The organism is Pontibacter brevis (assembly GCF_054779655.1).
The window spans coordinates 1-20,858 of record NZ_BAAGXV010000067.1 but is presented as its reverse complement, the minus strand read 5'-3'; the positions used below and the strand labels follow the sequence as shown (position 1 = coordinate 20,858).

The window sequence follows — 20,858 nt, the reverse complement described above, 5'->3', positions numbered from 1 at the left end:
TTATGCTTTTAAATCAAAACCCAGCGCCACCATTACTAACAGCAGCACACCAATGGCAATGCGGTAATAGCCAAACATTTTAAAGCCGTACTTTGTCAGAAAGCTGATGAAGAACTGTATAGCCAGCATCGCTACGACAAAGGCAACAAAGTTTCCTATGAGCAGCAGCTTCACATCGTTCGGCTGTATCACCTCAAAACTATTTTGAATCTTTACGAGGTCAAACTTAATTAGGTCTGACAACTCTAACCCGAGCAGATCGGTGATGAATTTATAAGTGGCGGCAGCAAGCATGGTGGGCACGGCAAGGAAGAAGGAAAATTCTGCAGCCGCCTTGCGGTTGATGCCCTGCGACATTCCACCTATAATGGAGGCTGCCGAACGGGATACACCCGGTATCATGGCAATGCACTGAAAGAAGCCAATGACGAGCGCATTTTTATAGGTGACGGTGTCATCCACAGCATGCCGGAACCACTTATCAACGAACAGGAGCACGACACCACCCACTACCAGCATAATGGCCGTTATCACCACGCTTTCCAGCATGGCATCGATTACATCGTTGAGGGCAAAGCCTATAACTGCGGCAGGAACAAAAGCCAGCAGTAGTTTCTGGTAAAAAACAAAATTCTGCAGAAAGCGGCGCCAGTATAGTACCACTACAGATAGAATTGCCCCAAACTGGATGTTCACCTCAAACACTTTCGTGATAGGCAACTCGTTAATACCCATCAGGCTCGCGGCGATGATCATGTGTCCTGTAGAAGACACGGGGAGAAACTCGGTAAGACCTTCAACAATGGCTAAGATAATAGCCTGCCAAACACTCATTTATTTTGTGCTTTATCCTTTGCCATAATGGCGAATAATTCTACTGCGAAACCTGCCAGTACAATGAGAGGGCCCAGCGTAATGCCTAAGAAACCTAATCCATAAGGCTCGTCGTCTAGGGTCATGATAAAAAAGCCGATGGCCAGCAAGGCAATGCCAACCAGCATCAGGATGTAGTTTTTCCTGCCAAAGGCAAGAACAGGTTTATTTTCTTCCATTACTTAATATAGTTCGTCCAGTGAAAGGCGCAGGTATTTCCGTACTGCCCTGTAAGAGCTCATAAAGCCAATAATCAAACCAACAACCACCAGCGCACCCATCAGAATATATGTCTGCTCCTCGTCACGCAGCAACCGGAGCTCCGATACCTCGTGGTAAGCATACTGCATCAGGGCATAAAGTAGGGCCGAAGCGATGATGCCACTCATAATGCCCTGCCATACAGCGCGGTTCAGGAACGGCCGCTGAATAAAAAACGAAGTAGCCCCCACCAGTTGCATGCTCCTGATAAGGAAACGCTGGGAATAGAGAGCCAGTTTAATGGTGTTATTGATCAATATGATAACCACCAGCACCAGAATGGCAGCAAAGGACAATAATACGATGCTGATTTTTTGAATGTTGCTGTTGATGGATTCTATCAGGCTCTCTACATATTGCACTTCGTACACTCCCTCCATATCCTCCAGGTCCAGCTTGATGCTTTTGAGGGTAGGAGAACTGGAGTGTTCAGCATCGATGCGCAGCACATAAGCATCGCGAAGCGGGTTGTCTCCCAGAAACTCCATAAAATCTTCGCCGGTTTCATCTAAAAATGCTTTGGCGCCTTCCTCTTTCGATATAAAACGAACCTGCGCTGCGCCCTCTTTATAAGCGATGTATTCTTTGGCAGCAAAGGTCTTCTGGAGGCGTACAAGCTGTACCTCCGTCAGGTTCCGGTCCAGGTACACCTGCATTTCAATGCTTTCTTTTACTCTTTCAGAGAGTTTGCCTGCGTGTATGAGCAGCAAGCCGAACAAACCGATGACAAAAAGGGCAAGCGAAATACTGAACACCACCATGGTGTGCGGGTAATTGCCTAATTTCTTTTTCTTGACGTGTTTTACTTGTGTTGCCATACCTGATGCCTTCCATCGCAAAATTAGAAATATATTTGAAATATGCAGGTAGTGCGGGGGCGTAAACACAAAAGCCACTAAATTAAATTGGTGGCTTGAGGGCTATAATTCTATTCTGGGGTCAGAGTCCAGGATGATGCGGTCACGTTCCAGCTCCTGCTCGCGGAGCCGCCGTTCCCGCCTGTTGCTGCCAAATAACTCGCTGAAGCTGTTAAAACGCTTGGTGTGCAGCACACTCACACTCTGGCTTTTCCTGATGCGGCCGGTATAAATATCGGGTGTGGTGCTATACTCCAGCCTTGCCCTTAGTTCGCCGCTTTGGGAGATGTAGTAATCAAGGGTCCAGTCGCCAATATAAGCGGCGCTGCCGCCTCCCGCATCGTCCCGTACTCCTCCAAAGCCTGTTTCGTTCGTCAGGCGGAGGCGGCCGTTAAAGAATGAATAGCTCAGGCGTAACTGCAGAGAAGCCAGTTGCTCCTGGCCGATGCCATCTAAACCAATGTCTACCTGCAGGTTTGTGTCGATGGAGTTAAACAAGCTGTTGAGCTGGCCGGAGAGCAAGCTGCCTAAGCTGCCGCCCACAGCACCGGCACCAATGCTTCCGTCGAAGGCCAGGGTGCCTGTAGGAGAGAGCCTTTGCAACACCAGTAAACTGAACACCTGGCGATTCAGCTCACTTGGGTCGTTTTTGATGGCGTTGATAGTGGGCAGCAAGGCTGTTTGAACATTCTGAGGCACCTCATCAAAGCTAAGCCCCAGGTCTATCTCCGGTGACAGCAGCGGTCCTGTCAGCTCAATGACAGCCGTTATGGGGTAGCGGCCTACAGATGAAGTGTTGTCCAGCACGGAGGAGGTTGTCAGGCTGCTGAGGGAGGCCATCTGGGTGTAATGTGCCGTAATATCCATGACACCGTTCACAGGGTCTCCGTTCCAGGTGATGGTGCCGCCCGGCACAACCGCAAATTCCTTTGTTACCAAACCTTCCAGCAGCTTCAGGTTATAGGCACCCTCTGTAATTTCAAACCCGCCATACATATGGAAGTCCCCGCGCGTGTCAATCGTCATACGTATCTGGCCGTTGCCTGAACCACGGATCACATCCCCGGTAGTGCGGTCAATGATGATTTCGAAGTAGGCATCATCGGTCACATCCAGTTCAAAGTTCATGTTGATGCCGGAGAGGTTAACTCTTTGCTCTTCAGCTTCTACATTCACCCCGGTGCTATCGGCCGGTGTTTTGTTTACAAACCGGATAAAGTCTTTCCGGGCTACATCCGTCTGGTAGTCAAGGGGCAGTACAATGCGGGTGTTTTCTTCGCTGCGCGCATTCACATTGATATTCAGGTTTTCTACAGGGCCCAGTACACTGGCTGTGCCGGTAGCGAAGGCGGTGCCATAAAATAACTCGTTCTGTGCCTCGCTGGTGTTCAGCACCATGAAATTGCGGTAGCGGGCCTCCATGTCTATCACCATGTTCGTGAAGCCGTCATGCGCTATACCACCGGTTACGGTTGCAGAATTGCCATAGATGTCGCGTAGCTGCGCGTTCCGGAAGCTAATGCTGTTGGGGCCAAAGTATACCCTGTCGTTAACACGGTAGGTCGTGTTCAGGTAGTCGAAGGTGAACTGGCCGTTGCTGACCATGACAGATCCCTTTAATACCGGGTACTCCAGGGAACCCAGTATCCTGATGCGCCCTTCCATGGTGCCTTCCAGGTCTGAGAACAGGGTATTGAGCACGGGCTCCACCAGTTTCAGGTTGGCCTGATCCATAACAGCTAACAAATCCAGCTGGTCTTCCTGGGCCTGAGGGTTATAGTTGCCCGTTACGGTGAGCACTTTTCTGTTTTCCCGCTGAATGCCAATGTCCACTTCCGCCCGTTGCTGGGCATTGCTCCAATCAGTATTGCCTACAATATTGCCGATGTACACCTGGTCGAGGTAGAAGGAGTCTACCTGCATGGCAGCTGTCAGCAAGGTGCGGGCATAAACATCCTGCGCCACCATTTCTGCTGTAAGTTCCCCTTCAATCTGCATAGAGAGGAGCGGGTTCAGGTTGTTCAGCTGAAAGTGCTCCACGTTCAAGAGGAGCCGGCTGTCCGGATCATCCGAAACGGTGCCTTCTGCCCGGATTACCTGCTCTTGGTTTGTGAGTGCAAAGTTTTCAAACACAAGCCTTCTGCCTCCCTCACTTATATATAAGGTGTTACCCGGCACAAAAGCCCACGGGTTCTGCTGAAGCGTGATATTTGACTGGTCAAAGACTATCTGTACCTGATTCTGCAGGAAGTTAAGGTCGCCCGTAATCATGGCGCGGTTGTTCTGCTCAGGTTGGCGGATGGCTGTTGAAAATTCGATGGTGCGCTCATTCCAGATGCCTTCCAGGAAAAAGTCCTCTGTTGTGCCGGCCCCGGGTAATTCCTGTCTCTGAGAAGTAAACAAAGCTGCCGCCAGCACATCCGGGTTCTGCTGCAGTTTTGAAGTGTTTAGCTCTATACTGTTTCCATACAGGATGTAGTCGTCATAGACCACAGTGTCTATGTCAGCGAACATCTGAAAAATAACTGTTTGGCCATGCCGGAAAGACCCTTCGACGGTAGCATTGTTGGAAACCACTAGTTCTGGCAGAAACAGCTCCAGGAGCGGGTTGATTTCTTTCAGGTACAGGTTATAGGTAAGCGCGTACTCGTTTGTGCCGGTGGCTGTTTTCCGGTTATAGTAGGCAGCTGTAGCGGCCTCGTTGCTTTCAAAATTCAGCTTGTATTCCTGCACCATGGTTTCCAGGTCTTCAATCAGCGTGGTGTAGTTGAAGTCTCCGGTTACACGCAGCGCAAGTGGGTCTGAATTCAGGAACAGGCTGCGGGTGCCGTCCGCTATTTCTGACTGTATCAGCACTGAGTCTACGGCTATTTGGTTTCCCTGATAGGATACGTAGGCACTATCAAAGCTTGCCGTTCCTTCGAAGGTGTCGAGGCTCAGGCCCTTGAAGTTTAAGTTAGCGTGAGCGCTTATAACCAGTGGCCTTGATGTCAGCTGTAGCGCCTGCAGGTTCACGCGCTCTAGGTCAGCCAGCATGTTGAAGGCTTTTCTGCCGCTGGCCAGGCTTACTTTGCCATCAGCCCTTATTACAAGATTTGGGTCGTTTACAGCAACCTGCCCCACAAAGGTTTGGTTGCGAAGCACCCCGTTTGCCACCAGGTTCTGGTAATTATAATCCAGGATCTGCACCTGGTTCACGGTGGCATTTACTTTTAAGTTGGCATCCTGTAAGGTAAAGCCAGAACCCTCCAGCCGGCCACTCATCGAAATTGTTCTTATCTGGTCCTCAACATCTAACAGCCGCCCGATATTGAAGCCATTCGTAGTGACATAACCGTTGTAGGAAGAGGCGCGGGTATTGTCGTCTATCTTCAGGTTGATATCTGATTTCACGTTTCCTAAAGCAGTCCTGAAGTCTCCGTTCGCAACAAAGTCGTTGTAGAAGCCAAGAAAGCGCCCCTCCAGGCTAACGGTACCCAAACGTGCAGCTATTTCATAGGCGTCCTGTGGCAGGAACTGCCGAATGTCCCTGGCGTTGATGGTGGAAGGCTGCAGGCGCAGGTTTGCAAACGTTTCTTCAAAATTTGGCAGCCCGTCCGCGTTAATCCTGCCTACAATATGCGTGTTTTCCCCGTATTCCAGGTCTACATTGGTGGCAGAGAAGTTGTTTACCTTACCCTTTAGTTCAAGCGAGTTAACCAGCAGGTTCTCATTGTATTCCTGGAGCTGCGGCGCAAAGGTGGCAATGTCTTTTGAGTAGATGCGCGAATCCTGCAGGTTAGCGGTCATGCTTACGCTGTCGATAAAGTGGCTGAAGTCTCCGAACCTGTTATAGTCAAAGCGGATATAGTGCTGCAGGTTGCTCTGGTCCACCTGCAGGTCCAGTTCATCCCACTCCCAGAAAGTGGAAGCATAGGTCATGCGGGTGTCGAGGTTGTGCAGCTGCGTGTTGGAGCGAGTCTCAGCTGCAGACAGGTTCGCCACCCTTACCTGTAGGGTATCCTCCAGTTGTATCTCGCTAAACCTTCCGGAAATTCGGTCAAAGGTCATGTGGGCATAATCCATGCCATAGGCAGAGCGGGGGGCATTAAAATCATCATACGTAAAGCGCCCGTTCTTTATGATGAGCTCGTTCAGCGCAAAGTTGAAAGGTTCTGATGGCTTTTGGGTGGTGTCTTTTGTGAAAAGGTTGCCCAGTGCGCTAAAGAAACTGTTCAGATTAAGCGTATCAGAGCCTTCATAATAAGCCAGGTTGGCACGCGGCTGCTCCAGCTCCAGCGTGTTTATGGTGAGGTTGTTCGGGGTGAAAATAGAGAAGGCGTCGATCTCGGCTTCCGCTCTGCCTACGTAAAGCAATTCGTTGTCCTTGTAATCGAGCACCTTGATATTCTCCAGCACCACATTGCTGAAGAAGGTGAAATCCACGCGCCCTACAGTTACTTCGTGGTCCACCGCCCCAGAGATGTAGGCGGCTATCCGCTGTGCTACTTTTGTCTGCACCCCCGGAAACCTTATTGCCACAAAAACAACTGCAAACAGCAACAAAAGGAACAGGATAAGCCCCAAAACTATTTTTAGAATAGCTTTTCCTATAACTTTGAAGTAATTTGTTGACTGTTCTTTTTCCAAAAGATGACTGTACCTACAATTTTAGCAATAGAATCTTCCTGCGATGAGACCTCTGCCTCCGTTATACAGGGTGGCAAGGTGCTCTCGAACATAGTGGCCACACAGGCCGTTCACGAGCTGTATGGCGGAGTAGTGCCGGAGTTAGCTTCAAGAGCTCACCAGCAAAATATTATACCTGTCGTAACGCAGGCTTTACGTAAAGCAAATGTAGCAAAAAGTGACCTAAATGCAGTTGCCTTCACCCGCGGCCCCGGACTTTTGGGAGCATTGCTGGTAGGCTGCTCGTTTGCTAAATCCTTTGCGCTTGGCTTAGGTATTCCGCTGATAGAGGTAAACCACATGCAGGCCCATATTTTGGCCCACTTTATTGATGAACCTATACCGCAATTTCCGTTCCTGTGTTTAACAGTAAGCGGTGGCCATACCCAGATTGTGCTCGTAAAAGACCACCTGGACATGGAGGTTATCGGCCAGACAACAGACGATGCTGTAGGAGAGGCCTTTGACAAGACAGCGAAGATGCTGGGTTTGCCTTACCCGGGCGGGCCGATGCTGGATAAAACTGCTGCCACCGGTAACCCGAATGCCTTTGACTTTCCGGTGGGAAATATGCCCGGTTACAATTACTCGTTTAGCGGCATTAAAACTTCTGTGCTCTACTTTCTGCGGGATAAAACGAAGGAGCAGCCTGGTTTCGTACAGGATAACCTGGCGGATATCTGCGCCAGTGTACAGAAGACGCTCATTAAAACGCTACTAAAAAAAGTGGTACAGGCCACCAAAGACTTAGGCATTAAGGAGGTGGCCATTGCCGGTGGTGTTTCTGCAAACTCCGGATTGCGGCAGGCATTGCAGGACTATGCTAAAAAATATAAATGGAATGTATATGTACCTGCCTTTCAGTATTGCACCGATAATGCAGGTATGATAGCTATTGCTGCACATTATCAGTATCTTAAGGGAGATTTTGCCTCTCAATACGTAAGCCCTGAGCCAAGATTAAAGATCTGAGTCGGGGTATAGATAAAGATATGTAAGTTGCTGCTACAGGGCCACGGTAGGCGTTAAAAATCTTTGGCACCTGGCTCGTATAGCTGATTGATATGTCAAACGAATTCATAGCCAAACATGGCTTTCAAAAACTCATAAATGGCGAAAGATAAAGAGAGAATAAAAAAGCACGTTAACATTGTTAATCGAAAGGCTTCCTTCGAGTACCAATTCATGGACAAGTATACTGCAGGTATCATGTTGATGGGAACCGAAATCAAATCTATCAGGGAAGGCAAAGTAAACATGGGGGAAGGCTATTGTATCTTTCAGCGTGGAGAGCTGTGGCTGCATAATGTGCATATCTCCACTTACACGGAAGGAACTCACTATAACCATGAGCCTACCCGTGCACGCAAACTTTTACTTAATAAGAGAGAATTGCGCAAGCTGGAGGACGGGGCACAGGAGCAAGGCGTTACCATCATACCTACCCGTGTCTTTATCAGCGAACGTGGCTTTGCTAAAGTAGAGATTGCGCTGGCACGTGGTAAGAAGCTGTATGACAAGCGACAGGATATCAAGGAAAAAGACGTCAAACGCGAAATGGCCCGCAGCGGGTTTTAGTCTTTAACATCTTTACATCCCTAAATTTCAATTTTATAAAGTGGAACATGGAATTTGCATGCTGAGCCTGGTGCCCATGCGTGCTGAAACATCTGATAAAGCAGAGCTGGTAACGCAGCTTATTTTTGGTGAATGCTATGAAATCGTAAACACCGAAGGAAACTGGCTGCAGATACAGCTGGCATCCGACGGATATGTAGGCTGGATTGATTTTAAACAGCATACTGCGGTTACACCTGAATATTTCGAAGCCTGGAAAAGCACCCGACATGCCCGGGTGCTGGACCTGTTGCAGGTGGTACATAATAATGATGTTCCGGTACCAATAGGCATTGGGAGCTACCTTCCCTTTTTCGACGGCAGGAGCATCCTTGTGAATGAAACCAGGTATGCTTACGCCGGCTGCGCCGCTGCCCCAGACAGTAGGCCACCACAAGCAGCACTTTTGGAAGTAGCTGCTAACTTTCTTAAGTTCCCCTATTTATGGGGAGGTAAGTCTGTGTTTGGTATAGACTGCTCTGGCTTTACACAGCAGGTGTTTGGGATATGCGGCTATCAACTTCCCCGCGATGCATACCAGCAGGTAGCGCATGGGCAGGAAGTGCATTTTGTGGAGCAGACACAACCCGGTGACCTTGCTTACTTCTCAAATGCAGAGGGGCGTATTACTCACGTTGGCATCACGCTGGAGGGGCAGAAAATTATGCATGCCCACGGTGAAGTGCGTATCGATACACTGGACCATACAGGAATTTACAATAAGGATTTGAAGCGGTACACCCACCACCTCCGCATTATTAAAAGAATTTTACTTTAAAATTTTTTAAATTTCTGTGAAGCTAGAGGATAATTAGGTAATTTATACCGTACAAGTTGAGCATAAGCTCTTTATGTGCGGTCATGAAAGATAAAGTACTCATTCTTAACCAGGACTTCAGTGCCATTGCCATCTGCTCTGTGCAGCGGGCTTTCCTGCTTGTATACCTTGAAAAAGCAGAGATGATATCAAAGGCGGAAGGCTTCTTTCTGCACACCGTCAGTACTGTTTATCCCGTTCCCTCCGTTATTCGCCTGCAACGTTATGTACGGGTCCCTTACTACGGCATTGCGCTAAGCCGGCACAATGTAATGCGCCGCGACAACTATAGCTGCCAGTACTGTGGCACTGCTAAAAATCTGACACTGGACCACCTGCTTCCCCGATCCAGAGGGGGAGAAACTGCCTGGCAGAACCTGGTGACAGCCTGTTCGCGCTGCAACTCCCGCAAAGGGGACCGTACACCGGAGGAAGCTGGTTTGAAACTAAAAACACTTCCCAGGAGGCCTTCCTTGCTGAATTTCCTGCAGCTGCACCTTTCTCCCTCAAACAAGGATTGGAATATGTACCTGGGCATAAAAGAAGAAAAAATAAGCTCAGGTGACACGCTCTGATTACTGAATAGTCAGCCCTACAACCGCTTTTTCGAAACTCTCCTGCCGGGGTATTTTCCAACATAACTCCCATCGGGGAGGGATGCCCTCTCTTTGCTTTCCATATGGCGGCTGCAGTACTATGAGAGCGTAGCAGGCTTGCTTTGGCTTTGCTGCACCCAGCAGGCTTTAAAAAGGTACAAAAGGTTTAGCCTGAATACCTTGCCCGCTGTTCTTTGATTCCTTTCCCTGGTTTTCTGCTCATAATGTACTCATTAAAAGCTTGTAACATGATGGAACCATATAGTATTTATCATGTTTATTTATTACTTTTGCGATTCATTCGAATGAATGGGGCTCAGGCAGGTGCCTGGGAGATGTTAAACTAAACCAAATCAGCCGATTGCTCTAGGCTGGTGGCTACTCCAGAGCAGTAAAATATTATGAGTAATTCTCCAGACAATTTTGATTGGGACAAGGTTGAGTCCCAGGGTTTCGGTTCAGGTTACAGCAAATCTGAGAAAGCCGAAATGGAACAAATGTATGACGACACCCTGACTACCGTACAGGAGCAGGAGGTTGTTAAAGGAACCGTGGTAGGTATCACTGATCGTGATGTGATCTTGAACATTGGTTTCAAATCTGACGGCCTGGTGCCAGTTTCAGAATTCAGGGATCTGCCTGACCTGAAAGTGGGTGACGAGGTTGAAGTATTTATCGAAGACCAGGAAGATCCAAACGGTCAGCTTATCTTGTCCCGCAAGAAGGCGAAAATCGTTAGCGCCTGGGCTCGTATCTACGACGCACTTGAGAATGACAACATTCTGGATGGCGTTGTGAAGAGAAGAACAAAAGGTGGTCTTATCATGGATATCCATGGTGTGGAAGCCTTCTTGCCAGGTTCTCAAATCGACGTGAAGCCAATCCGTGACTTCGACGTGTTTGTAGGCAAGAAAATGGAAGTGAAAGTTGTGAAAATCAACGCCGCTTTCGACAACGTGGTAGTATCCCACAAAGTACTTATTGAGAAAGACCTGGAGCAGCAGCGTGCCGCTATCCTGAACAACCTTGAGAAAGGTCAGGTTCTGGAAGGTATCATCAAGAACATGACAAACTTCGGTGTGTTCATCGACCTTGGTGGTGTTGACGGTCTGCTTCACATCACAGATATTTCTTGGGGACGTATCAACCACCCAGAAGAAGTATTGAACCTTGACCAGAAAGTGAACGTGGTAGTTCTTGACTTTGATGAAGACAAGAAGCGTATCTCCCTTGGTATGAAGCAGCTTACGCCGCACCCATGGGATGCTCTTCCTGCTGAAATCGAGGTTGGTTCTAAAGTAGAAGGCCGTATCGTAAACGTGGCTGACTACGGTGCATTCCTTGAGTTGATGCCAGGAGTAGAAGGTCTTATCCACGTTTCTGAAATGTCATGGTCACAGCACCTGCGTAACCCTCAGGACTTCATTAAGCAAGGCGACGAGGTTCAGGCAGTTGTGTTGACGCTGGACAGACAGGAGCGCAAGATGTCACTTGGTATCAAGCAGCTTACAGAAGATCCATGGACAAAAGAAGATGTGTTAACGAAATACGCAGTAGGCACCAAGCACACTGGTATCGTTCGTAACCTGACTAACTTCGGTCTGTTCCTTGAATTGGAAGAAGGTGTAGATGGTCTGGTACACGTATCTGACCTGTCCTGGACTAAGAAGATCAAGCACCCATCTGAGTTCGTGAAAGTTGGTGAAAACCTGGACGTAGTTGTGCTGGAGCTGGATGTTCCAAACAGAAGACTAGCCCTGGGCCATAAGCAACTGGAGGAGAACCCTTGGGATACATTCGAGTCTGTATTCAACATTGGTTCTGTACACAGAGCTACTGTTCTTGAGAAATCAGACAGAGGCGCTACACTGGAGCTGCCATACGGCATCGAAGGTTTCGCTTTCCCTAAAGGTCTTACAAAAGAAGACGGTTCTACTGTAGAAGCTGGCGAGAGCCTTGACTTCAGGGTAACTGAATTCTCTAAAGAAGATCGTAAAATCATTCTTTCTCACACTGCTTCTCACTCAGACGTAGATGCAGCAAGAACTGCCAGAGCTACTAAGAAAGCAACTCCTGGTGCAGCTCCTGCTGGCGAGAAGAAAGCTGCTGCTCCAAAAGCGAAGAACGATGTAGACAAGTCAACTCTTGGTGACCTGGATGCACTTTCTGCCCTGAAAGAGCAGATGCTGGAGAATGAAAAAGAAGCTGGTGTTAAGAAATTAGAAGCTGCTGCTGCTAAAAAGTCTGGAGAGGCTGAAGGCAATGACGAAGCTGCTGATGACGAGAACAACGCTTAAGCTTTGAGCATATTTTTTCAGGAAAGCCCCGGGTTATACTGGGGCTTTTTTGTTTCGCGCTGTTTAAAGGAAGGGCAGTAGGAGTTCATTTTCCTGATTGTTTAGCCGACACCTGGAACAGCCGGGTACACTCATAAACGCTGAAAATAGCTGGTCCTGGAGCAGAAAATATGGATTGCTACAGATTTTTTTCCACTGCTAGCGGAAGGCCTATGCCGTTCATTCATACAGAGATAAGGGACGAAATTGGTGCCCCATCTTGTTTTTGGTACCGTATTGCTGCAGCATTTTTTGAAAAAAAAGCGTTTAGAATTTGAGAAGTATATTTCTCTAAGTATATTTGCACTCCCATCGAACAACACGGTAACGTGGCCGAGTGGCTAGGCTCAGCTCTGCAAAAGCTGCTACAGCGGTTCGAATCCGCTCGTTACCTCAAAACCCTGCTAAAATATTAGCAGGGTTTTTTGTTTATCCCCCTTTTCATTTTCCCTTTCATTCCCCTGGCCGTTTGTCAAGGGTTTTATCTGGCGCTTTGTTTCAGGGCAGACCTAATCTTTTGGCACTCGCTTTCGTACTGATTGCTACAATCTACCCAATGACATGAGCTTCGTCATGTCATTGGGTAGATTGTTTCTGAACCCCCTGTTCCCTCCGGAATGGTGGTTACAGAATTGTACTGTTTTTCGTGCATCATTTTTTATACCTATGAGATGCAGGTGAGGGCACCTGCTATCTGCTTAACAAAATCTTGTATTGGTTACCCATCCACCCAAATCATGAATATCGTAGACTTGCGCGTTATGCGCGGGCCAAATTACTGGTCAGTAAAGCATCCTAAAATCATTGTCCTAAAACTGGATCTGGAAGAACTCAGTCAAAAGCTCACAAACGATGTTCCCCGCTTTCTTTCAAGAATAAAGAAACTGTTGCCCGGCTTACAGAAGCATCGCTCTGTAGAAGGAGTAGAGGAAGGCTTCTTTATGTCAGTGGAGGCAGGTACTACTTTTGCGCATGTAGTGCAGCATGTAGCGCTTGAACTTCAGACGATGGCAGGTATGGAAAGCGGCTATGGCCGATGTTACCCAGCGCATGAGGAAGGCCACATGATGGTGATTTATTCTTATCAGGAGGAGCGGGCCGGGGAGTATGCCGCCTATGCCGCTTTGCGTATCACCAAAGCCCTGGTGCAGGGAAATAAGTATCGGCTAAGTGATGATGTAAACCGCCTGCACGAAATCAGGGAAGACGAATATTTCGGCCCGAGTACCTTTTCCATTGTTTCTGAAGCCGTGAGCAGGGGCATTCCTTATATCAGGCTCAACAGTCACTCCCTGATCCAACTGGGATACGGCAGATACCAGAAGCGCATACAGGCTACGATGACCTGTAAAACAGCCTGCTTTGCTGTAGAAATTGCCGGAGATAAAAGAGCGACAAAGGCTATACTGAGTGAGGCGGGTATACAGGTGCCAAAAGGCACTACCGTCTATGATCTGGAGGAACTGAAGCGGGCGATTGACTGGCTAGGTTACCCGATAGTTATCAAACCACTGGACGGTAACCATGGAAAAGGAGCCTCTATCAATATAAATGACTTAAAAGATGCTCAGAAAGGCTTTGCGGAAGCACGTAAGTTTTCATCGGGTGTAATTGTAGAACAGTACATCCAGGGCTCTGACTTCCGTCTTCTTGTCATAAACCGTCGCTTTGTAGCAGCCTCCATGCGCACACCGGCCATGGTGACGGGTGATGGCACTTCTACTATCAAGCAACTAATAAACCGGGAGAACAAAAATTCGAATCGCGGTATTGGCCATGAAAAGTCACTCACTAAAATTCAGGTGGACAAGCAGACCCAAAGCATCCTGAAGAGCCGGAAAATCACGTTAGACACTGTATTGCCGGAGGGAGAGGTGCTTTATCTGAAAAGCACGGCCAACCTCAGTACGGGTGGTACAGCAACCGATGTCACTGACCTGGTAGACCCGTATAATATATTAATGGCAGAGCGTATTGCCGGCCTTGTGGGGCTGGACATCTGCGGCATTGACGTGATGACTACGGACATTGCCATTCCGTTGAACGAGACGCGCGGAGCTGTGCTGGAGGTGAATGCTGCTCCGGGTTTCCGGATGCACGTGTCGCCAACTTATGGCTTGCCCCGCAATGTGGCAGAGCCAGTTATAGACATGCTGTTCCCGCGAAACGAACCGGCACGTATACCTATTATTGCTATAACCGGTACAAACGGTAAAACCACTACCACCCGCCTGCTGGCGCACATGGTAAAGTCTAATGGCTATCAGGTAGGCTATACCACTACAGATGGCATCTACATTCAGGATAAACTGCTGGAAAAAGGAGACACCACAGGGCCTTACAGTGCTGAGTTTGTGCTGAAAGACCCGACGGTAAACTTTGCGGTGCTGGAGTGTGCCCGGGGTGGCCTGCTGCGCTCCGGACTCGGTTTTCAGCAATGTGATATTGGAATTGTAACCAACGTAAGTTCTGATCACCTGGGAATGCGCGACATTCATACGCTGGAGGAACTGGCAAAGGTAAAAGCAGTGATACCAAAAAGCGTGAGCAAAGAAGGCTATGCTATTTTGAATGCGGATGATGATTTTGTTTATGCCATGGCAGCAGGCCTGCAGTGCAAAGTGGCTTTCTTTAGTATGGATGAAGAGAACCCGCGTATCCTGCAGCACATATCAGAGGGAGGCCTGGCGGCAGTTTTCGAAAACGGCTATGTTTCTATCTTTAAAAACAGCTATAAGATAAGGATTGACCGTGTGGCAGATATTCCGCTTACGTTTGGAGGCAAAGCCCGCTTTAACATTGAAAATATTCTCGCTGCTTCACTGGCAGGTTATATTTCTCATTTTGATAAAGAAAACATCAAAACATCGCTTCGTACCTTCATCCCTTCACCAGACAAAACACCGGGAAGAATGAACCTGTTCAAATTCCCTGACTTTGAGGTGCTGGTTGACTATGCCCACAACGTTGGAAGCCTTAAAGCTGTGGGAGACTTTATGAACAGCCTGGAAGCATCGAAGAAAGTAGGAGTAGTGGCCGGTGTAGGAGACAGAAGGGCGCAGGACTTGTACGAACTTGGACAGGTGGCAGGGCAAATCTTCGACGAGATTATTGTGCGCCTGGATAAAGACCTGAGAGGGAAAAGTGCAGCAGAGATTACGGAACCGCTTATAGAAGGTATAAAGGACAGTGCTCCTGACAAAACGCCAAAGCTAATACCGGAGGAGATGCGTTCTATTGCCTATGCGCTGGAACACGCTGCACCTGGCGCTATCATTGCCATATTTAGTGAAGATATACAGGAGGCCGTAAAAATGGTGGAAAGCTTTAAAGTGATACAGGATAGAAAAGAATTTGTTGATTGAGTACAGGATACTCTTTTCGGCACCTCAGGTTTGTGTAGAACGGACTTTTTCCTAAAGCTTTAGACAAAACAAAAGCCCCTGCTGTTCGGCAGGGGCTTTTGTTTTTATGAGAGGCGGCAAAGGCTATTTCAAAACGAAAGACGTTTTTCCAATAATGAAACCATCTGTATAAAGTTCTACAATATGCTCTCCTTTTTTGTACTCGGCGTTTTTGTCGTACGTAAAGCTTAGTTGCTGCTGCGTGTTATCAAACACGAAATCACGCTTGGCTGTGAAGTACACATTCTCGCCGTCAATCTCAAAAGAACCAGATCCGGTAGCTAGGTTGTAAAGGGCAGCACCATCCGGTTCAATCAGGCGCATGTAAACTGTTTTAGGTTCTTTAGCAGCTACATCATTCTTCGCCAGGTTAAACACGATTCTTATTTTATCTACCCGCTTTGCCCTGAACTCATTGTCAGAGTCTTCCTTCTCTTTACCACGCTGGTTAATGATGTTGACGTTCATGTTCTGCGCTTCCAGTTTGGAGGCTAACTTCACTTTCTCGCTTAAATCACGGTTGCTTGTCTTAAACGTGGTCAGGCTATCCGTCAACTTGTTCTGCGTTGTTTTCAGCTCCGTGTTTTCAGTGAAGAGCACTTCATTATCTGACTTCAGCTGTGCAATTTGCTCATCTTTCTGCTTCAGCTGCTGTTCAAAGACTGAGGCTCTGTCGCGGAAGCGGCGCTGGTCACTTAAGCTGTAGCTGCGTTTTCTGAAGCCACGCAGTTCATTTAAATCAGCACTGATGGCTGCAATCTGGGTCTCCAGCGAGTCATTCTCCAGTCCCATTGCCTGCAGCTCCTGGCTTTGGCGCTCAAAGTCAGCTTTCAGGGCCTCGTAAACTTTAATCTGGTTCTCCAGTTCTTCATTTTTAACCCGGATAATTTCGGCTTGCTCTTCGGTCTTCTCTTTTTTCTGGTAATTCATGTAAATCAGAATACCATTTATACTGATAAGGACGACTAGCAGGCCACCAATTAAAAGCTTTCTGTTGCTTCGGTTTTCAGGTGTGTTCGCTGACATATGTGTTATTTGGTTGTTGTTTCTGTTAAATTAGGCTTTATTTTAAATAATAACATGGAGCTCAACCCGAGCAAGCATCAAATATAACATTTTTGCTCTATTAAACTAACGGGATGGAACAACAATTTAATGCAGCCTATTGGCAGCACCGGTACGAGCAAAACCAGACAGGTTGGGATGCTGGTGAAGTAACGACGCCGCTCAAGGAATATTTTGATCAGCTACAGAACAGGCAAATGCGCATATTGATTCCAGGGAGCGGCAACGGGTACGAAGCAGAATACCTTTTTAAACAAGGGTTTGAGCAGGTGCACCTGGTCGATGTGGCGGAGGCCCCGCTGCAGAACTTTGCGCAACGTGTGCCTGACTTCCCGAAGGACCACCTGCTGCACAAGGATTTCTTTTTGCTGGAGGGCGAGTATGATTTGATAGTAGAGCAAACATTTTTCTGTGCCCTCAGTCCCGCCTTGCGTACCGATTATGCACGTCAGTGCGCCTCTTTACTTAAAACGGGAGGTAAGTTGATGGGGCTGCTCTTTGACACGAACTTCACGCACGAAGGCCCCCCGTTTGGGGGCAGCCGGGAAGAGTATAAAAGGTATTTTGAGCCTTATTTTCGTTTCCTGCACTTTAATACTGCTTACAATTCGATACAACCACGACAAGGCAGAGAGCTTTTTATACTGCTGCAAAAAAGGAAACAGAATCCGTATGATGTGTCCATTGCAACATAGAAAGCCGGTGAGAACAATTCCTGAACCTGAACACAAAATTCATCATTGATATTGTACCTTTGTACAGCGTTTAGGCGATAAAAGAATAAGATATGTTTGAGATACCAAAACTGAAACACACAGAAAGTGGCAACTTTTTTTTGATGGCGGGCCCTTGTGCCATTGAAGGAGAAGAAATAGCCATGCAGATAGCGGAACGCCTGAAAACCCTTTCAGACAAGCTGCAGGTGCCGCTCATTTTTAAAGGCTCCTACCGTAAGGCAAACCGCTCGCGCCTCGACTCCTTTACCGGTATAGGCGATGAGAAAGCGCTCCGCATTCTGCAAAAGGTGAGCCAGGAGTTTGATGTGCCAACAGTAACGGATATACATGAAACAACAGAGGCTGCAATGGCGGCTGAATACGTGGATGTGTTGCAGATACCTGCTTTCCTGTGCCGCCAAACCGATTTATTGATTGCTGCTGCCAACACAGGCAAAGTGGTCAATATCAAAAAAGGACAGTTCCTTTCCGGTGCTGCCATGCGTTTTGCTGTTGAGAAAATACACGATTCAGGCAATGAGAAGGTAATCCTCACCGACAGAGGGAATTCTTTCGGCTACTCCGACCTGGTGGTTGACTTTAGGAACCTGCCGGAAATGAAAGCGATTGGTGCTCCTGTCGTGATGGATGTGACACACTCCCTGCAGCAGCCCAACCAAAGCTCCGGGGTGACAGGAGGTAAGCCTGCATTGATAGAAACAATTGCTAAGGCTGCCATAGCGGTTGGAGCCGATGGCTTGTTTATTGAAACCCACCCGCAGCCAGGCATTGCCAAATCAGATGGAGCCAACATGCTGCCGCTGGATCAACTGGAAGACCTGCTGAAAAAGCTTATCCGCATCCGGCAGGCAGTGCTGTAGTGTACTATCAGAGCTAAAACAGGAGGGGCAAGAAGATTTTCTCTTGCCCCTCCTGTTTTAGAATGAGTATTACCAATGGACTTGCGCTACAGATATCCTGTAAAGTGATGAAACCTGCCTTTCTTCCTCCACAACGTCATTACTAAATCAGGATAAACAGATTAACCTGCAAAGGCGTAAGTTTTGCATCCTCTGTTAGGTGTCAAAAGCGCAGCGTGAAATGCTCCTTGGGTTGTGTGCTCCGGAAAAAGACCAGACCAACAAAGAAAAGATCCACTGTCTGCATTACTTCCGGGTGTTGTTTTATCTCCTTCCAGGCCCGCTTCATTTCTCCTGACCAGTAAATATCATCCAGCACAAAAACGCTGTGCTCGTGCTTTTTGGTGAGGCAGCTGTTAAAATATTGTATGGTGGGGGCATAGCGGTGGTTCCCGTCGAAAAAGGCAAAATCCAGCTTGTTTATTTGCTGCAACTGTTCTTCTAGAGTATCATCCAGGTTGCCTTCAACAATTTGAATGTGCCTAAGCCCCAGTTGCCTGAAGTTTTCGCGTGCTACTTTAGCTATGTTCGGGCACCCTTCGAAGGTAACTACAGGGGCATTTTTACGGGCTTCTGCCAGGTAGGAGGTAGTGAGTCCTAGCGATGTGCCTAATTCAAAAATTGTTAGGGGCTGAAAGTGATTAACTAAGCGAAACAGCAACTGTCCGTACTTGGCTGGCTTAGCTGAAGTTCGGGCAATGTCCTGAACTTTCCGTTGCCGCTGCTTCAGGTCTTTTGAACCTGCGCCCAGATCAGTAACATTCAATTGCCGGTTATCCTGCAGTAATTTCTCGCGTAGCATTTCTACACGAGCATAAGCCGGGTAGTGCCCGTCATGCTTTAGAACATGGTGGTACAGGTTGAAAACGAAAGGGGAGTGGACACCGTGCAGCTTGAATGCTTTAGTCCGGTACAGCAGGTAATCAGCAGCTAATCGAAGGGAAGACACAGATGGGGTTTGGGCAAAGTGTTAGATAAAAGACACAACCATCCATCAGATGTAGCATATGGTTTTACCCGCTGTGTCCTTTACCTGCCGTTCTTTATTTTAATTCAGTTTATAAGGTACTACCAGTGTAAACTCCGGAATGGTAACATGAAACTGACGCCCGTCAATTAAACGTTCCATCAGGTACGTTCCGCGCATTTTTCCAATGCCGGTTTTCAGGTTACAACCTGACACATACTCATGCATCTCTCCCGGTTCCAGCACAGGTTGCTGGCCAACTACTCCTTCGCCCTCTACCTCGCGTACCACACCTGTTGCATCGTGTATGTGCCAATGGCGGCGCAACAGCTTTACGGTGAACTCGCTGTGGTTTTCAATTTTGATTTTATAGGCAAAAACAAAGTGTTGCTGCACCGGACTGGAGTAGTCTGGCAGATAGTTGGCCGTAACCGTAATCTTTACACCTTCAGTTGTTTTTGTATCCATGTTCCATCGTTTTTTGTATACTTACCAACCATTGCAGTGGCTGCAGGTTGCTTCAGTGGAATATTACCCTACTTTTCCTAACCCTCAAGCATATCAACATATGAATGTAAAGATAGAAGAAAGCTGGCAAAATGTACTCCAAGACGAATTTGAAAAGCCGTATTTCAAGCAACTTGTTTCTTTTGTTAAAGACGAATACACTACACAAAAAGTTTATCCGGCGGGCAATCAAATATTTAACGCCTTCGAGAAATGCACATTTGATGAGGTGAAGGTTGTTATATTGGGCCAGGACCCTTACCATGGCCTTAATCAGGCAAACGGGCTCGCTTTTTCTGTGAGTGATAAAGTGCGCATCCCGCCTTCTTTGCTCAATGTATTTAAGGAAATCAAAAACGACCTTGGCAAAGAAATGCCTGCATCCGGAAACCTGGAGCGCTGGGCAGAGCAGGGGGTACTCTTACTCAATGCCACCCTAACCGTACAGGCAGGCAAAGCGGGTTCACATCAAAAGAAAGGGTGGGAGGAGTTTACAGATGCCGTTGTGCAGAAAGTAAATGACCTGAAGGAGCATGTAGTGTTTATGCTGTGGGGAGCTTATGCGCAGAAAAAAGGAGCCTTTATCGATGACAATAAACACCTGGTACTGAAAGCAGCTCATCCTTCGCCCTTTGCCGCTGACCGTGGCTTTTTCGGGAGCCGCCACTTCAGTAAAGCCAATGCCTATTTAAAGGAACACGGGAAAGAGCCGATTGAATGGTAGCTGTTTTACCAGCCAGCTTTTTCGTATTTAGATTTAACTTAATTATAATGAAGATATACCATAACACCCGTTGTAGTAAAAGCCGCCAGGCACTGGAACTAATAAAGGATGCAGGACAGGAAGTAGAGGTCATAGAGTACCTGAAAACACCGCCTACTGCCTCCGTGCTTAAGGACGTGCTTCAGAAACTAAATATGAAGCCGGAGCAGCTGTTACGTAAGAATGAAGCAGTATACAAAGCATCCTATAAAGGCAAAAACCTTACGGATGAGGAGTGGATTGAGGCAATGGTGGCACACCCTGTGCTGATAGAGCGGCCTATTGTGGTGAAAGGCGACAAAGCAGTTTTGGGAAGACCACCTGAAAATGTACAGGCGCTGCTTTAGCGTGTGCGGATGCTGAGAGTTGAACACAAAAAACATGACTCATCCCGGAGTTTAGGAATGGGATAAAAAAGGAAGAACCTCCTGTTCTAGTGGTAGCTATATCACTTAAAGCAGGAGGTTCTTTATGTCTAGACAAGGTACTAA

17 protein-coding genes and 1 tRNA gene are annotated in these 20,858 nt (G+C 47.7%); 11 read left to right on the top strand and 7 right to left on the bottom strand.

The annotated features are described in order from the left end of the window. The 4 genes from ACYVB1_RS14455 to ACYVB1_RS14440 all read right to left on the bottom strand — a co-directional run bounded on the left by ACYVB1_RS14455 (position 1) and on the right by ACYVB1_RS14440 (position 6,620). Positions 1-834, bottom strand: a complete 834-nt coding sequence (locus ACYVB1_RS14455; RefSeq protein ID WP_460924489.1) for an undecaprenyl-diphosphate phosphatase — start codon at positions 832-834, stop codon at positions 1-3. Further along, entirely contained in the window at positions 831-1,052 is a 222-nt protein-coding gene (locus tag ACYVB1_RS14450; RefSeq protein ID WP_460924488.1) for a DUF3098 domain-containing protein, read from the bottom strand. Before ACYVB1_RS14450 ends, ACYVB1_RS14455 begins: the two co-directional genes overlap by 4 nt. Before the next feature lie 3 nt (positions 1,053-1,055). Continuing rightward, positions 1,056-1,952, bottom strand: a complete 897-nt coding sequence (locus tag ACYVB1_RS14445) for a cell division protein FtsX (RefSeq protein ID WP_460924487.1) — start codon at positions 1,950-1,952, stop codon at positions 1,056-1,058. 102 nt (positions 1,953-2,054) lie between these two features. Beyond that, positions 2,055-6,620 (bottom strand): translocation/assembly module TamB domain-containing protein, encoded by a 4,566-nt coding sequence (locus ACYVB1_RS14440; protein ID WP_460924486.1) that lies wholly within the window; start codon positions 6,618-6,620, stop codon positions 2,055-2,057. Positions 6,621-6,623: 3 nt separating this feature from the next. Between ACYVB1_RS14440 and tsaD the strand changes: the two genes are divergently transcribed. From tsaD to cphA, 7 genes are all read left to right on the top strand, one after another. After that, positions 6,624-7,631 (top strand): tRNA (adenosine(37)-N6)-threonylcarbamoyltransferase complex transferase subunit TsaD, encoded by a 1,008-nt coding sequence (gene tsaD / locus ACYVB1_RS14435; RefSeq protein WP_460924485.1) that lies wholly within the window; start codon positions 6,624-6,626, stop codon positions 7,629-7,631. A 138-nt stretch (positions 7,632-7,769) separates the two neighbouring features. After that, positions 7,770-8,237: an SsrA-binding protein SmpB gene (gene smpB, locus ACYVB1_RS14430; protein WP_460924484.1), complete on the top strand. Its 468-nt coding sequence runs from the start codon at positions 7,770-7,772 to the stop codon at positions 8,235-8,237. A 40-nt stretch (positions 8,238-8,277) separates the two neighbouring features. After that, a complete protein-coding gene (locus ACYVB1_RS14425) occupies positions 8,278-9,054 on the top strand; it encodes a C40 family peptidase (protein ID WP_460924483.1) in 777 nt (258 codons plus the stop codon). Between the two features lie 83 nt (positions 9,055-9,137). After that, positions 9,138-9,668, top strand: coding sequence for an HNH endonuclease (locus tag ACYVB1_RS14420; RefSeq protein WP_460924482.1), 531 nt, complete (start codon positions 9,138-9,140; stop codon positions 9,666-9,668). A gap of 422 nt (positions 9,669-10,090) precedes the next feature. Continuing rightward, positions 10,091-11,986 carry a 30S ribosomal protein S1 gene (gene rpsA, locus ACYVB1_RS14415; protein ID WP_460924481.1) on the top strand — a complete coding sequence of 632 codons (1,896 nt, stop codon included), beginning with the start codon at positions 10,091-10,093 and terminating at the stop codon, positions 11,984-11,986. A gap of 362 nt (positions 11,987-12,348) precedes the next feature. Beyond that, a tRNA-Cys gene (locus ACYVB1_RS14410) sits at positions 12,349-12,419 on the top strand. Between the two features lie 343 nt (positions 12,420-12,762). Beyond that, positions 12,763-15,390: a cyanophycin synthetase gene (gene cphA, locus ACYVB1_RS14405; RefSeq protein ID WP_460924480.1), complete on the top strand. Its 2,628-nt coding sequence runs from the start codon at positions 12,763-12,765 to the stop codon at positions 15,388-15,390. 123 nt (positions 15,391-15,513) lie between these two features. Here cphA and ACYVB1_RS14400 read toward each other — a convergent pair whose 3' ends face one another. Continuing rightward, a complete protein-coding gene (locus ACYVB1_RS14400; protein WP_460924479.1) occupies positions 15,514-16,455 on the bottom strand; it encodes a hypothetical protein in 942 nt (313 codons plus the stop codon). 113 nt (positions 16,456-16,568) lie between these two features. Between ACYVB1_RS14400 and ACYVB1_RS14395 the strand changes: the two genes are divergently transcribed. Both ACYVB1_RS14395 and kdsA read left to right on the top strand, forming a co-directional pair. Next, positions 16,569-17,189 carry a methyltransferase gene (locus ACYVB1_RS14395; RefSeq protein ID WP_460924478.1) on the top strand — a complete coding sequence of 207 codons (621 nt, stop codon included), beginning with the start codon at positions 16,569-16,571 and terminating at the stop codon, positions 17,187-17,189. Between the two features lie 92 nt (positions 17,190-17,281). Continuing rightward, the gene (gene kdsA / locus ACYVB1_RS14390) at positions 17,282-18,091 is read left to right on the top strand and encodes a 3-deoxy-8-phosphooctulonate synthase (RefSeq protein WP_460924477.1); all 810 of its coding nucleotides are present in this window, start codon (positions 17,282-17,284) and stop codon (positions 18,089-18,091) included. Between the two features lie 202 nt (positions 18,092-18,293). Here kdsA and ACYVB1_RS14385 read toward each other — a convergent pair whose 3' ends face one another. Together ACYVB1_RS14385 and apaG are read right to left on the bottom strand one after the other, a co-directional pair. Beyond that, a complete protein-coding gene (locus ACYVB1_RS14385) occupies positions 18,294-19,079 on the bottom strand; it encodes an O-methyltransferase (RefSeq protein WP_460924476.1) in 786 nt (261 codons plus the stop codon). Positions 19,080-19,178: 99 nt separating this feature from the next. After that, positions 19,179-19,565: a Co2+/Mg2+ efflux protein ApaG gene (gene apaG / locus ACYVB1_RS14380; protein WP_460924475.1), complete on the bottom strand. Its 387-nt coding sequence runs from the start codon at positions 19,563-19,565 to the stop codon at positions 19,179-19,181. A 100-nt stretch (positions 19,566-19,665) separates the two neighbouring features. Between apaG and ung the strand changes: the two genes are divergently transcribed. Together ung and arsC are read left to right on the top strand one after the other, a co-directional pair. After that, complete coding sequence (gene ung, locus ACYVB1_RS14375; RefSeq protein ID WP_460924474.1) at positions 19,666-20,328, top strand: uracil-DNA glycosylase; 663 nt, start codon at positions 19,666-19,668, stop codon at positions 20,326-20,328. A gap of 47 nt (positions 20,329-20,375) precedes the next feature. Continuing rightward, positions 20,376-20,714 (top strand): arsenate reductase (glutaredoxin), encoded by a 339-nt coding sequence (gene arsC / locus ACYVB1_RS14370; RefSeq protein ID WP_460924473.1) that lies wholly within the window; start codon positions 20,376-20,378, stop codon positions 20,712-20,714. Positions 20,715-20,858 lie beyond the last annotated feature (144 nt).